Genomic DNA, 15,289 nt, shown 5'->3' on the forward strand with positions numbered 1-15,289 from the left:
TCCCCTCATTTTCGTTTTTATTTGCGTTTTTATGTTCTTTTTATTTATTTATATATCTGTTCTTATATTTCCTGTTACGACATAACTTTATCAACCTATAAAGCCGAAAAATTTTTCCATCTTTATCAGCAAAAATTCAGGAAAAAATCCTTGCTGATTTTGAATATTATACTATATGATATAACGAAAAAGCAAAATAATGGCCTACGAATACTTTGCTTGCAAACGTTGTTTTATCAGGCTTTTTGTTATATTTTCACCTCATTGAAATGCACAGTAACGGTATTGTAAAATACCGTCTATAATTGATAACCTATCGTAATGTAGTTGAACTATAATTAACCTCTTTGTTACGCTAAAAGGAATTTTCAGTAAAAAGAGATGATGTGATATTAAAAATTTGTTTCTTATTTTTTATTCGTATTGCAAGCGGTTGGATTGTTGTGCAAAACTTCCTATTAAATCCACTCACCGTTCCCCCCACTAGATCAAATAGGACAGATAATTGCATATATCAAACTTTATACTTAATATAAAAGACTTCATCTAATATACGCCTATAAGGAACATGCCATCTGAATAAGCAAAATAATATGCACATAGTTTATACAGCACACTTAAATTCATTTGAGTGTGTTTTTTGTCTACTTTATGAACAAAGCTTTTCTTTTAACACTATTATGGAATAATTATACTTTTTTACGTTGACAATAGTGTTGAAGGAGAATATACTAAGCATGTAAGTTGATTGTGAATAGTTTCACAAATAATGTGAATTTCTTCACATATAATAGATAGGAGTTGTCATTATTATGAGTACTTGGACACAAATTTATGACCCGTTAAACAATATTTGGTTATCTGCACTAATCGCAGCACTTCCAATCTTTTGTTTCATCATTTGTTTAATGGGATTCAAAATGAAAAGTTACATGGCTGGTCTTTATAGTGTGATTGTCGCTATTATCCTTGCAATATTTGTTTATAAAATGCCAGCAACAGTAGCTGTAGCATCTGCCGGATTCGGTGTTTTATCTGGATTTTATCCAATTTGTACTATCGTTATCGCTGCAATTTTCCTTTACAAATTAACTGTTAAAACAGAGCAATTCAATATTATTCGCGATAGTATTTCAAGCATTACAAATGATCAACGTTTACAAGTATTATTAATCGCTTATTCTTTCGGTGCTTTCTTAGAAGGCGCAGCTGGTCTAGGGGTTCCAGTTGCTATTACAGCCGCACTACTTGTAGGTATGGGCTTTAATCCATTAAAAGCAGCAGGTATTTGTTTAGTAGCTAATATTGCTGGTGGTGCTATGGGTGCTATGGGTATTCCAGTTACAGTACCAGCACAATTAACTCAACTTGACGCATTAACTATTGGTCGTCAAACTGTTCTTATTTTACCTTTCATTAGTGTTATCTTACCTTTCTTACTTGTTTCAATGGTCGATGGAATTAAAGGTATTAAAGAAACTTGGCAAGGTATTCTTGTAAGTGGTGTTTCTTTCGCTATTACTCAATTCGCTGTAACTTACTTCTTAGGCGCAGAACTTACTAATATTTTCGCAGCCGTTGTAAGTATGATCTCTCTTGCATTATTCTTACGTGTTTGGCAACCAAAATCTTCTAATAAAGAAGAAAAACAAGAAACTAAAGTATCACATACATTCAATCAAATTTTATATGCTTGGTCTCCATTCGTATTCTTAACTGCATTTGTAACAATCTTTAACTTAAAACCGATTAAAGCTTTATTTGCTCCAGATGGTGCGTTAGCAAACTTAGTATTTAACATTCAGTTCCCTGGTCTTCATAATGCTGTTATGAAAACTACACCAATTACAAAAGCTGATACACCTTTCGCAGCTGTTTTCAAATTTGATGTATTCTCTTCTACAACTACTGCGATTGTACTAGCAATTATCGTTTCACTTATCGTTTACCGCGTAAAAGGTAAAATGGTTAAAGAATTAATGATTGAAACAATGAAAGAATTAAAAGCTCCAGTATATACAATTTGTAGCGTTATCGCATTAGCTTACGTAGAGAACTACTCTGGTATGTCATCTACACTTGGACTTGCATTCTCTTCTACTGGTAATGCATTCCCAATTCTTTCTCCAATCTTAGGATGGATTGGCGTATTCATTACAGGTTCAGTAGTTTCAAGTGGTTCTTTATTCGCACCACTTCAAGCAGTAACAGCAGACCAGTTAAACATCGTTCCTTCTACACTCGTTGCCTTAAACGTAGTAGGTGGTACAATGGCAAAAATGGTTTCACCACAATCTGTAGCAGTTGCTTGTGCCGCAGTTGGACTAGTTGGTAAAGAATCTGCTCTATTTAAAACAGCAATGAAATACAGTTTAATCTTCTTAGCTGTTATTAGCTTACTTCAATTAAACGCTGTATTTAATATCTTTTAAAAATAAAACACCGATCCAAATGGATCGGTGTTTTTCACATTACATTTCTTTATTTTTTAATAAAGAAGCTCCAGCAATTTCAGGGTGAGTCATTTCGAATGGATCTAAAATAATATCCAATTCCTCTTCTGTCAGTACACCATGCTCTAAACATAACTCCCTAACAGATTTTCCTGTTTCAATCGCTTCACGTGCAATACGAGATGCTGCTTCATAACCAATATGAGGATTAACTGCTGTAATAATTCCAACACTTTTCTCAACATATTGCTTCAGCAATTCTTCATTTGCTGTAATTCCTTCAATACAATATTCACGGAATACACGGAATCCATTATTCATAATACTAATAGATTGAATTAAATTAAATACAAGCACAGGCTCCATTACGTTTAACTCTAATTGTCCCGCTTCTGATGCTAGGCAAATTGTATGATCATTTCCAATTACTTGGAATGCGACTTGGTTAATCACTTCTGCCATAACTGGATTTACTTTACCTGGCATAATCGATGAACCTGGCTGACGTGCTGGCAATTGAATTTCAGCCAACCCAACACGTGGCCCAGACGCCATAATACGAAGATCGTTTGCAATTTTAGACATGTTCATCATACATACTTTAAGTGCTGCAGATACTTCTGTGTATGCATCTGTATTTTGCGTTGCATCAACTAAATGCTCTGCACCAACAAGTGGGAACCCACTAAACGTTCTTAAATGTTTTACCACCTGTTCAATATACGTAGGATTTGCATTTAATCCTGTACCAACAGCTGTCGCCCCCATATTCACTTCATATAAATGTTGACGAGACTGTTTAATTCTTTTTATATCGCGCGCAAGCACTCGGCTATACGCTTCAAATTCTTGTCCAAGGCGAATTGGAACTGCATCTTGTAAATGTGTGCGTCCCATTTTAATAACGTGATCAAACTCTTTTGCTTTTTTACGAAAAGCAGAATGAAGTTCTTCCATTGTAATAAGAAGCTTTTCTAACATCATAAGAGTTGCAATATGAATCCCTGTTGGAAACGCATCGTTCGTTGATTGGGCCATGTTCACATGAGTGTTTGGGCTAATTTTCGCATACGCACCTTTTTCATATCCCATACGTTCTAACGCTCTATTCGCAATTACTTCATTTGTATTCATATTAATAGAAGTTCCGGCTCCGCCTTGAATAGGGTCCACGATAAATTGATCATGCAACTTTCCATCAACAATTTCTTGCGCTGCTTCTGCAATTTCATGTCCAATGTCTTTAGCTAAGTAACCAGTATCTATATTCGCAAGTGCCGCCGCTTTTTTCACAATTGCCATTGCTGTAATGAGTGATGGATGAATGCGATATCCTGTAATTGGGAAGTTTTCTACAGCACGTAATGTTTGTACACCATAATAAGCTGCACTTGGTACTTCCTTTTCACCTAAAAAATCTTTTTCTATACGTATATCCTTCGTTGCTATCATTTTTATCACCTATACTTTTTCATTCTAAATCCTTATCCAAAAAATCCGCCCTCTAAAAACACGAGTATCATTCAGAAGAATTTTTCAGTATCCACCTTCACTATATAGTACCTTTTTTGAAAGCGCAAACATTTATTTTTCTGTATATCCTTTTTATTAAAGTTTATAGAAAATCATTCTCCTACTTTCCTTATTTCCACTCGTTTAATTTGATGCATATCCTTTTCAAGGACTTTAAAATAAAAACCGTGTTTCTCAATAATATCTCCTTCAGCAACGATTTGTTTTTGTACCATAATCCAGCCACCAATTGTATCTACATCATCAGCAATTAAATGTATGCCAAGCAAATCATTTACTTCACTAATAAGCACTTTTCCCTCTACGATTTTATAGCCTTCACTTACATGCTCTATAGGTGGATTCTCATCTTCATCGTATTCATCTCGAATTTCTCCAACAATTTCTTCTAAAATATCTTCTAGTGTAACAATCCCTGCTGTACCACCATATTCATCATACAATACAGCTAATGGAATGTGTTTTCTTTGCATTTGTAATAGTAAATCATGAATTGGACTATTTTCTAGCACTTCAATAACTGGCCTTGTATATGGCATAATCGAGCACTCCTCGTCCCGATTACCATCCATATAACGAATAAATAAATCTTTTACATTAACCATCCCAATAATTTCATCTTTATCTTCACCAAATACAGGATATCTCGTGTACTTTTCTTGCGCGATTACTTTAATATGTGTTTCAAATGGTTCGTCCTCATATAAGCCTACAACTTCCGTACGAGGTACCATAATTTCTTTTGCTACTCTATTATCAAATTCAAAAATATTATTTACATATTTAAATTCCCTTTGGTTAATCTCTCCGCTCTCATAGCTCTCAGATAAGATTAACCTTAATTCTTCTTCTGAATGAGCTACTTCATGTTCAGAAGCTGGATGTAATCCGAATAAACCAGTTACAACCCTCGCTGAACCATTCAAAGCCCAAATAAACGGATACATAACTCGGTAAAAATAAATAAGTGGTTTCGATAACAATAAGCTAACTTGTTCTGCTTTTTGTATAGCAAATGTCTTTGGAGCAAGTTCCCCAATGACAACATGTAAAAATGTAATTACTGCAAAGGCAATAATAAATGAAACTGTACTGGAAATTGTAGGTGAGAATTGCAATTTTAAAAACAACGGCTCGAGTAAATGTTTAATGGTTGGTTCCCCTAACCACCCGAGCCCTAAAGCAGTAATTGTAATACCTAGCTGACAGGCCGATAAATATTCATCTAAATTTGTAGTTACCTTTTTAGCGGCCAGTGCACCTCGTCTTTTTTCGCTAACGAGTTGATCAATACGACTGCTACGTACCTTAATAATTGCAAATTCAACAGCCACAAAAAATGCTGTTAACCCAATAAGAATGACTACCATCAATAATTTTAAAATATCCACATATGCTCTTTAGCTTTCTTAGCTAAAGTTACACCTCCTTTTAAAAAGAAGTTTCACTTTAGTTTCTTCAATTATTGGAAAGCAACTCTATATAAAATCCACCAATTTTCAAACCTCATACAATTCTAAAGGTAAACCATCAGGGTCTTGGAAAAAGACGAATTTCTTCCCCGTTATTTCATCAATACGGATCGGTTCGATCTCAACACCACATTGATTTAAATGCTTCACAGCTTCTTCTATATTTGTAACAGCAAATGCTAAATGTCTAAGACCGGCTGCTTCTGGAAAACTTTTGCGCTCAGGCGGATTTGGAAATGAAAATAATTCGATTTGATACTCTTCTCCTACACATAAATCTAATTTATAAGAATCTCGTCCCTTTCTATATACTTCATTCATTTTTTTAAACCCTAATATTCTAGTATAAAAATACTTTGACGTCTCATAATTCGAACAAATAATTGCAACGTGATGCACTCTACATATATTCATACTCTCTCTATTCCTTTCTTTACCAAAGATGCATATTCTCCCTTGAAATGAAAAACATATATAGCAGAATATCTCTTTTAGGGGGCTTACCATGAAATTCATTACTTTTTTCGTCGGATTAATTGTTGTTTTCTTGCTCGCTTATATTGCTAGCAATAATAAGAAGCATATTAAATTTAAACCAATTTTTATCATGCTTATTATACAGTTAATTTTAACCTATTTACTATTAAATACAGAAATCGGCCTCATACTTATTAGAATCATTTCCAGTTTGTTTACAAAGCTACTCGAGTATGCTGCTAATGGAATAAATTTCGTATTTGGTGGTCTTGCAAATAAAGGTGAAATGCCATTTTTCCTTACTGTATTATTACCAATCGTCTTTATTTCTGTTTTAATTGGTATATTACAACATTTCAAAATACTACCATTTTTCATTCGTTGGATCGGGTACTTTCTTAGTAAAATAAATGGTCTTGGGAAATTAGAATCTTACAACGCTATCGCTTCTGCCATTGTCGGCCAATCAGAAGTTTTTATTACAGTGAAAAAGCAATTAGCTCAAATTCCAAAACACCGTCTTTATACACTTTGTGCCTCCGCTATGTCAACCGTATCTATGTCTATCGTAGGTGCCTATATGACAATGATTGAACCTAAGTATGTAGTAACTGCACTCGTTCTCAATTTATTTAGCGGTTTTATTATCGTACTCATCATTAACCCTTACGACGTTAAAGATGACGAAGATATTTTAGAAATCAAAGGTGAAAAACAAAGCTTTTTTGAAATGCTTGGAGAATATATTCTTGATGGTTTTCGTGTAGCCATTGTTGTCGGCGCTATGCTCATCGGATTTGTCGCATTAATTAGTTGTATTAATGACTTGTTCCTCATTATATTCGGTATTACGTTCCAACAATTAATTGGCTACGTATTTGCACCTATCGCATTCCTTATCGGTGTACCAAGCTCTGAAATTGTAGCAGCTGGTAGCATTATGGCAACGAAGCTTGTAACGAATGAATTTGTCGCAATGATGGACCTTAGTAAAATTTCTAATAGCCTTTCTCCCCGTACAGTTGGTATTATTTCTGTTTTCCTTGTATCTTTTGCCAATTTTTCTTCCATTGGTATTATTTCAGGTGCGGTAAAAGGACTAAACGAAGAACAAGGAAACGTTGTTGCGAGGTTTGGCCTTAAATTACTATATGGAGCTACTCTCGTTAGTATTTTATCTGCAATTATCGTAAGCATTATGTTGTAATTAGGTAAAATTTTATCATTTTCTTATCCCTATCTTTTGTATACAATAACGAATAGGTGTCTTATAAAGTGAAACTTTAATCAGAGTGGGGCTATCCCCACTCTGATTATTAGCCTTCATCAATCGGGTATTTACGGGCAGTTATCTCCCACCTAACTTCATTGTATTCACTGGACTTTGAGGTGGGCGTTTTACTGCTCGTTAATACCGGATAAATAATCAAGACATCTATTTTTTATACATGTACAATCGCTTTTATTTAGCGTAAAATATTTTTTATGTGTTTGAATACACTTCTAAATGTATACACTTTGATAGTTTTAAAGGAGAAAAAATGATGAAATCCGACACGAACAACGATACGCGAGCCAAAAAAGGACGCTCAAAGAAAAAACGCCTACTTTGGTTCCTTCTTATTCCATTACTAATTGTAGCACTTGGAGCAGGAGGCTATTCCTTCCATATATACAGTAAAGCAAAGTCCGTCTTAAATAATGCTTATGCTGAACTAGGTCGAGGAGATAAGTCCAGTAAACGTGAAAAAGCTGTTAAACCTATGACCGACAATATTTCCGTACTAATTATGGGTGTTGATGAAAGTGATATTAGGGAAAAAGGTTATGGAAAAGCAACTCGAACAGATGCGTTATTACTTGCAACAATTAATAAAAACGATAAATCAGTTAAACTTGTAAGCATTCCACGTGACTCACGCGTCTACATTAAATCACGTGATAAATACGATAAAATCACACATGCGCACGTATTCGGTGGTGTAGACAGCACAATTGATACGGTAGAGAACTTTTTAGATGTTCCAGTTGATTATTATGTAAAATTCAATTTTAAATCCTTTATTAAAATTGTTGATTCTCTTGGTGGCATTACTGTGGACGTTCCAGTTGAATTCACAGAGCAAAATAGTAAAGATGAAGCAGATGCAATTCATCTAAAAAAAGGACGTCAACATTTAAATGGAGAAGAGGCACTGGCACTAGCTAGAACTCGTCACATCGATAGTGATTATATGCGTGGCCAACGACAACAGCTTGTATTAGAGGCCATTGCTGAAAAGGCACTCTCTCTTAATTCCATTAATAAAATCGGTGGCCTACTAGACGCTGTCGATAAAGACTTAAAAACCAATTTAACTTTTGATGATATGATGACAATTACAAAAAATTCAATGGATTCAAATTTAAAGATGGAAAAAATGCAAGTAGAAGGTACAGATAAATATATAGGTGGTATTTATTATTACGTGCCAAATGAAAAAAGCGTCGATACTATTTCAACTACCCTTCAAAAACATCTCGGTGTTACGAATAAAAATGAACATAAAAAATTATAATAAAAAGGCTGCTAGATCTTTCTAGACAGCCTTTTTATTATATTTTTCAACATATTTTTCATACACATTGTGACAAGAAGTGACAATTATTACAGAAATGTAACATTTTTTATGAAAACATTACACACGCAGTGAAAATAATAGTATACTAGTACGTACATAATGTTATTTTCATCATTTTTATACAAAAAATGTAATACATATATTTATACATAAATTTCTGGGGGGAAATAAATGAAGCTAAGTAAAATACTGATTGGTTCTGCAATTGCTGGGGGCATATTACTTTGTGTAGGCGGTGTTGGGGGATATCAATATGTATCCAAATTAAATAATCAATTAGATACTACTGCATTACCAAATACTACATTTGAAGGTATTTCTCTCGATGGAAAAAATAAGAAAGATATTCAAGCAATTATTAATCAAAGGGTAACTGAATTAGATCAAAAATCCCTTACCTACATATTCCAAAACGATAAACAAACTTACACATGGAAAGATTTAGGAGTAAATTATAAAGAGAAAGATATTATTGACAAAATCTTTAAAGAACAAGAAGGAAACGTAATGAATCGTTACAAAATGCGTAAGCAAGCTGAAAACGGTGAATTAAAACGTGACTATAAATTAACACCACAATTAAATGCAACAGCTTACGAAACCTTTATAAAAGATAAATATAATGAAACATTAAAAAATCCTGTTAATGCAGAATTAAGCATTGAAGGCTCAACAGTAAATGTTAGTCAAAGCCAAAACGGAGAAAAAATTGATAAAGGAAAACTAAACAGTTTAACAAACGAAGCTATTACTACTGGTAAATCAGATGTTACATTACCAGTTACATTCATAAAACCAGAACGCTCTACAGAAGATATACAGAAAATGGGTATTAAAGAAGTCATTGCTGAATATTCTACTCCAATGGCTGGCCGTAACGGAAATCAATCATTTAACGTAAATAAGTCAGCTAATACTTTAAGTGGGGTTATTGTCGCACCTGATGAAACATTTAGTTTTAACGGCCGCGTTGGCGTAACTGATGCTGCACATGGTTACAAATCTGCAGCAGTATATTCACAAGGTAAAGTAATACAAAGTGCAGGCGGAGGAGTTTGCCAAGTCAGTAGTACTTTATACAGCGCAGCTTTAAGGGCTGATTTAGGAATTGTTTCTCGAAGCAATCATTCTATGCCAGTAAATTATTTACCACTTGGGCAAGATGCAGCAGTAGCAGATTATGGTCCAGATTTAAAATTTAAAAATAATACAGGCAATCATATTTATATTCAAGCATTTTCAAATGGAGGTAGTATTACTACACGCATTTTCGGTACAAATACTGGTAAAAATGTTGAAGTTTCTTCTCAAGTAATTAGTAGGACTAGTGATAAAATCACAGCGGTTACGTATAAAAAAGTAACACAAAACGGGGAAGTAATATCAAATGGACAAATTTCAAAAAGCGTATATAAAAGCGCTCCAAAAGAATAGATAATATCAACCAAATAGCATAAAGAAAAAGGCGTGAGTAAATCACGCCTTTTTCTTTTGCAGTAATAGTAAAAAAGTTTCAAGATGATCTTTCGTTTCTTCTAAAGACCACATACGGTTTCCTTGCTTCGCAGCTAATACACACGCCTCTTCCCACGCGTTCTTTTTCTTCATATTTATTAATTCATCACGTAATTTCAAAACAATTTCTTCGTCTTCTTGTTCAATAAACTCTTCCATCACGCTTACTATTTCATCCTCATGAATACTTAACGTACAGTACGATTTAAGAAAGTATTGTAATGTCGTATACATAATGTACTCCCCCTTCTTATTTATCAGATGGATAAGAAGTAATAATCTTAAACCCTAATTCCCCTGACTTATCTCTTGCTAAAACAGTAACAGTTTTTACCAATTTGTCTTTTACACTCATATTTTTCTTTATTACCGTTTTTCCAACAGGGAATGAATGAGTTGTATTTATTACGAGACGAGCCTCTTTAGAATTTTTTAACCAATCTTGAATTTCCTTGTCATGTTGCTTCAAGCTATCTTTTACAGCTTTCGTCGCTGTTTCTTTATCATAGTATGTACTTGCGGCTGACACTTTATCTGTCTTCAAGCGATTCTTCAAATCCTCTTCTGACTTGCCTACATGTCTTTCAATCGTATGACCATTTTTAGGTGGTCCTTCCATTTCATCTAAAATATTATCACTAATTTTTTCTACCGATGTAGCTTGATTACCTGTCTGTTTCTCTGTTTTTTGTTCTTTTCCTGCACATCCACTTAAGATCAGCATTAATGCCAATAAACTACTGAAGAAAAGACTACTTATTCGTTTCATCATATCACCTCTTCCATGATTATTATCGCAACTTCACTAAAAGTCAATTTCACAACGAAAAAATCTATCAGTTTTCATTTTTTTCATCTATTTTTCCATATTTACCCGCGCAATTTCATCAACCCTCTATTTTTCGCCTTTTATAATATATACCCCCTATATTTTATAATTATTTCCCGAATAAAATCACCAATAATATAATTATAAAACCCTTTTATAAAAAGGGTTTTATACTATTTTTCAAAACGATTTAAAATACCCCTATTTTTATATACCTAATACCTATATAAGGTATCAGGATCCCTTCTTATCAACGTTTTTCTACATTATGTAAATTTCCCCTTGCCTATACAATCGAAATATGGTGTAATGCAAAAAAAGATAAAGGATTTTAAACAATGGCTGAAACGATTCAAAATTTCTTAATAGAATACTATTCAATCGCAATTCCACTTAGTATCTTAATTAACATCATCATTAGTCTTTTAGGTGTTATTCCTAGCATCTTTTTAACCGCCATTAATATACAGCTCTTCGGTGTAACAAATGGCACAATCATTTCGATCGCAGGTGAGGCCTTAGGGGCTATTATCTCGTTTTATATTTACCGCCTGGGCCTTCAAAAGTTCACTCACGATAAAGTAAATAAGTACCCAAAGGTAGAGCGTCTTCTTTATGTAGAAGGTAGAGAGGCCTTTCTACTCGTTCTATCGTTTCGATTGATACCTTTCATCCCATCAAGTATCGTGACTTTATTTGCAGCTCTAGGGAAAATGTCATTACTCTCCTTCAGTATTGCCAGTACAATAGGTAAAATACCAGCCTTATTGATTGAAGTATATTCGGCATACCAAGTCATGAACGGAACAAATGAAGCGAAGTGGGTTGTAACAATCGCAGGCGTTATTGGATTGTTTTATTTGTGGAAAAAATGGAGAAAAAAATAAAGAAGGAGCCTATGCTCCTTCTTTATTTTTGAGGTATTTTATTACTAGCTCTTCCTTAAAGCCTTAGTTTACACCAACAGCACTAAATGATTGCTTAACTGCTGCTACTTCAGCAGAATTTGCACCATATAAGTCTGCAGCAGCTTGTACTGCACCAGCACGAGCTTGACTAAATGTAGTAGATTGCGTGAAATACTGTGTATTTGCACGGTAGTAAATCGCACCTAATTTATCTTTACCGATACCAGTTACAGTTACACCATAATGCGTACCACCATTTGCTAATAAATAAGCTTGTTTATTAATAATACCGCTGTTTGTATGAACACCACCGTTATCACTTGAACCAGTGTAACGCTTAGAATAATGGTCTGGATCACCATACTTCGTAGGATCACTCATAGAGCGAAGTGCGTCTCCTGCTTTACCAGGTGTGTAAATATCTTCACCAATCTCCCAATCCGGGTTACGGTTATCATAGAATTCTACTAAAGTACCAAAGATATCAGAAATCGCTTCATTTAAAGCCCCAGATTCATTTTGATAAATTAGATTTGAACTATTTTCCGTAACAGCATGCGTTAACTCGTGACCAATTACATCAATTCCACCAGATAATGAAGTAAACGTTACACCATCACCATCTCCGTATACCATCTGTGATCCGTTCCAGAATGCATTGTTATAATTACTTCCGTAATGAACTGTCGATTTTAACGGTGCTCCTGCATCATTAATAGAATTTCTATTAAACGTAGCTTTATAGTAATCATATGTTTTACCTGCATAGTAATGAGCATCTACTGCTGCTGCATCATACGCTGCATTGAAAACATTATCTGCATCTGCCCATAATGTTCCTGGTAATGTTGAACGGTTTTTCGCATCATATGTGAAAATCGTTGCCCCGCGTGTATTATCTTGTAAGTAGTAAGATGATCCAGATAACGTTGTATTAAGCGACTTCGTATCTCCTAATACACCTTTACCAGTTCCTACTTTATTCGTTCCTGTTACAGGCTTTACAACAGCTTTCGCATCCTGTTTAGGAGCCTCTTGCTTAACTGGTGACTTATCATCATTCGTCACATGATCAATTGTATTAAACTTATTTAATACTTTACCGCTGTCTGCCTCAATGAAATAGTAGTAGTTTCCTGGGCTTGGATCTAAGAAGTTTAGATTTACAACATATGCATATGTTGTTTCCTCACCGTTTTGATATACATATAAGTCCGCTTTTGGTTCTACTTCATATTTCGGTGTTACCCCTAAATCTTGCTGCGCGATTTCAATTGCTTTTGCGCCTTCAATCTTATTTTTATTTTTCAACTTTTCCTTTTTGTCTAAATCAGGTGCAACTGTTCCAGACAATACTTTTAAAGAACCGTCTTTACTTACGTGAGCTACTTGAGTAGAACCCCATACAGGCACTCCTTCGTAAACTTGTTGCATACGTACTACTGTTGAATCAGTTACAGCATCTTTCTTCACTTGTTTCACTTTGAAAGAATCTTGTGCACTCTTTTCCCCTAGCTTGTAATCACCTTTTGCTGCGTTTAAGTAATCAAACACAACAGATTCTGCTTTCTTGCCAGTTGCTTCAGTTAGATCACCAGAAATAAACTCAGGTGACTGCACCGTCTCATTGTACTTCTTCGTAGAGAGCACATTTTTAGAATCCGCAAATGCAGAGCCTGTCCCTCCAAACGTTGTAACTGCCATTCCTGTCGCTAACACTAATGCTAAACTTTTCTTTTTCATGAACCTTCCCCCTAATAAAAATTTTTTTTGAAAAAGAGTAGTTTCATATTAGCATTATGTTTCCACTATTAATATACTAAAAATTCAAATAATTTTTTTCTCAAGTTTTGTAGAATTTTGAGGAACAAATATTGAAAAACCCCTTTCCTGTTGGAAAGGGGTTTCTGTTAAGAATTTATTAATTCTACTACTTTTTCTCCTTGACCATAAATATCCGATGTCCAAGCATATTGCGGTTCCAATACCACTAATACAGCTACCAAAGCCAAAGCACCAATAATTATTTTTTTCATATTATTTTCCTCCCTTTTCTTCTAATAAATTAATTGCTAATTTATAGTAGTTATTACTTTCCTTAAATTCTAGTAATTCCTCGTGATATCCTGCTAGTTCTAAATACACCATTTTTAATTCCTTTTTATTTTCTTCGCCTCTAAAAAATGGGATTGCCTCAACTTCTAAAAATCTTTTATAAACATCTTTCGTTTCAAAGTATTTATTCTTAAGCATTGAAAGTATATATAGCATACTTTTATACTTTTCATCCCTCTTGGCAACATCTATCCCTTTATTAATCCAATCTTTCGCTTCTTCAAATTCTTTTAATTCAATACACTGCAAAGCGATCTCATACACTGCATCAATATAATTTAAATCCTCTTCCTTTTTGTACTTTAGGCATTGTAAATAATAATCTTTTGCTTTTGCATAATCTTTTAAGTTATAGTACAAGAAGCCTAAATTATTTAAAGCAATAGCTGTTATACTTTCTTTATCAGCAAAAGAATTTGCTTCCCTCAAAATATTATTATAAATAGATAGTGCTTCATTATATTGCTTTTTTTGTATATAACTCAACGCAATAAGTAACTGGCAATTTATCACATAACGGAATTTATATTCATTCTTAAATCCTTCCATTGCTACATTAGCAAAATGTAAAGTCATATGTTCAACTTCTAATTCATTATAAACAAGAGCTAAATTGAAATATATTCCATTCTCATGATAACCTTGTTCCTTTGCCATTACTTCTGTTCGAGTCAAATACTCCAATGCCTTCTTATATCTATGTTGTAAAAAATAATATAACCCTTTGCTATACGTATATAATAATTTTTGGAATGGTGAATACTTTTTGTACATCTTCTTTAAGCTCTCTAACTCTTTTTCGACAGCAGGAAAATCCCTTTTCATAATTAAATAACGTGTATACAGCAGTTTATAATAATTTATAATTTCAAAATCCAACACATGCTTCATTTCACCTTGCAACTCTTCATATATACGTTCTACTTGTTGCTTGTCTAAATGAACTAGTGCATTCAACCATTCATCCAGCTTCCCCTTCACATCTTCTTCTACATCCCTCAAATCCGTCACGGCAATTTCTAATCTTGCGCAGAGCAATTGTAGAATTTCTTCTGATGCTTCAATCTTTCCATTTTCAATCTTACTTAAGTATGAGACAGAACAAATGCCCTGACATAATTCTTCTTGTGTCATTTTTTGCTGTAGCCGTTTATAAAAGACTTGTTTGCCTATTTTTTCTAATGTTTGTTGCATTGTCCTCCTCCATTCTCATTACCCCCATTACTCTAATAATACATAAAATCTGGAGAAATATAAATTGATAAATATAAATTTTCTAAAAAATATGCATAATTTCATTTTTTTCTCTCTTGACTTCACATCAATATCTCTTCTTTGCTACGAATGGTGAAAAATTGGTATACTA

13 protein-coding genes are annotated in these 15,289 nt (G+C 33.9%); 5 read left to right on the forward strand and 8 right to left on the reverse strand.

The window, feature by feature from the left end:
• The first annotated feature begins 812 nt into the window (after positions 1 to 812).
• On the forward strand, positions 813 to 2,432 hold the full coding sequence (locus tag ACTFR8_RS26200) for an L-lactate permease (protein WP_252209788.1): 1,620 nt from the start codon (positions 813 to 815) through the stop codon (positions 2,430 to 2,432).
• A 39-nt stretch (positions 2,433 to 2,471) separates the two neighbouring features.
• Here ACTFR8_RS26200 and aspA read toward each other — a convergent pair whose 3' ends face one another.
• From aspA to gloA2, 3 genes are all read right to left on the reverse strand, one after another.
• Positions 2,472 to 3,905, reverse strand: coding sequence for an aspartate ammonia-lyase (gene aspA, locus ACTFR8_RS26205; protein WP_252209787.1), 1,434 nt, complete (start codon positions 3,903 to 3,905; stop codon positions 2,472 to 2,474).
• A gap of 173 nt (positions 3,906 to 4,078) precedes the next feature.
• Positions 4,079 to 5,377, reverse strand: a complete 1,299-nt coding sequence (locus tag ACTFR8_RS26210) for a hemolysin family protein (protein ID WP_252209786.1) — start codon at positions 5,375 to 5,377, stop codon at positions 4,079 to 4,081.
• 108 nt (positions 5,378 to 5,485) lie between these two features.
• Positions 5,486 to 5,872: an SMU1112c/YaeR family gloxylase I-like metalloprotein gene (gene gloA2 / locus ACTFR8_RS26215; RefSeq protein ID WP_252209785.1), complete on the reverse strand. Its 387-nt coding sequence runs from the start codon at positions 5,870 to 5,872 to the stop codon at positions 5,486 to 5,488.
• Positions 5,873 to 5,963: 91 nt separating this feature from the next.
• Here gloA2 and ACTFR8_RS26220 point away from each other — a divergent pair, with 91 nt between their 5' ends.
• The 3 genes from ACTFR8_RS26220 (at position 5,964) to ACTFR8_RS26230 (ending at position 9,990) form a co-directional block, all read left to right on the forward strand.
• Positions 5,964 to 7,142, forward strand: coding sequence for a NupC/NupG family nucleoside CNT transporter (locus tag ACTFR8_RS26220; RefSeq protein WP_000668870.1), 1,179 nt, complete (start codon positions 5,964 to 5,966; stop codon positions 7,140 to 7,142).
• 334 nt (positions 7,143 to 7,476) lie between these two features.
• Entirely contained in the window at positions 7,477 to 8,493 is a 1,017-nt protein-coding gene (locus ACTFR8_RS26225) for an LCP family protein (protein ID WP_252209784.1), read from the forward strand.
• Between the two features lie 234 nt (positions 8,494 to 8,727).
• A complete protein-coding gene (locus tag ACTFR8_RS26230) occupies positions 8,728 to 9,990 on the forward strand; it encodes a VanW family protein (RefSeq protein WP_000777362.1) in 1,263 nt (420 codons plus the stop codon).
• Between the two features lie 42 nt (positions 9,991 to 10,032).
• Here the strand turns inward: ACTFR8_RS26230 and ACTFR8_RS26235 are convergent, their stop codons facing one another.
• Positions 10,033 to 10,305, reverse strand: coding sequence for a hypothetical protein (locus tag ACTFR8_RS26235; RefSeq protein WP_000288803.1), 273 nt, complete (start codon positions 10,303 to 10,305; stop codon positions 10,033 to 10,035).
• Between the two features lie 16 nt (positions 10,306 to 10,321).
• The gene (locus ACTFR8_RS26240; RefSeq protein WP_252209783.1) at positions 10,322 to 10,840 is read right to left on the reverse strand and encodes an RNase A-like domain-containing lipoprotein; all 519 of its coding nucleotides are present in this window, start codon (positions 10,838 to 10,840) and stop codon (positions 10,322 to 10,324) included.
• Between the two features lie 398 nt (positions 10,841 to 11,238).
• On the opposite strand from ACTFR8_RS26240, the gene ACTFR8_RS26245 reads away from it, so the two are divergent.
• On the forward strand, positions 11,239 to 11,787 hold the full coding sequence (locus ACTFR8_RS26245) for a TVP38/TMEM64 family protein (RefSeq protein ID WP_000852189.1): 549 nt from the start codon (positions 11,239 to 11,241) through the stop codon (positions 11,785 to 11,787).
• Between the two features lie 63 nt (positions 11,788 to 11,850).
• On the opposite strand, the gene ACTFR8_RS26250 is transcribed toward ACTFR8_RS26245, so the two are convergent.
• The 3 genes from ACTFR8_RS26250 to ACTFR8_RS26260 form a co-directional block, all read right to left on the reverse strand.
• Positions 11,851 to 13,551 carry a M4 family metallopeptidase gene (locus ACTFR8_RS26250; RefSeq protein ID WP_000730369.1) on the reverse strand — a complete coding sequence of 567 codons (1,701 nt, stop codon included), beginning with the start codon at positions 13,549 to 13,551 and terminating at the stop codon, positions 11,851 to 11,853.
• Between the two features lie 167 nt (positions 13,552 to 13,718).
• A complete protein-coding gene (locus tag ACTFR8_RS26255) occupies positions 13,719 to 13,844 on the reverse strand; it encodes an NprX family peptide pheromone (protein ID WP_000720172.1) in 126 nt (41 codons plus the stop codon).
• Position 13,845: 1 nt separating this feature from the next.
• On the reverse strand, positions 13,846 to 15,117 hold the full coding sequence (locus ACTFR8_RS26260) for a helix-turn-helix domain-containing protein (RefSeq protein WP_001187937.1): 1,272 nt from the start codon (positions 15,115 to 15,117) through the stop codon (positions 13,846 to 13,848).
• Between the last annotated feature and the right edge of the window lie 172 nt (positions 15,118 to 15,289).

It is taken from the genome of Bacillus cereus group sp. MYBK15-3 (assembly GCF_051916765.1).
Lineage (GTDB): Bacteria > Bacillota > Bacilli > Bacillales > Bacillaceae_G > Bacillus_A > Bacillus_A cereus.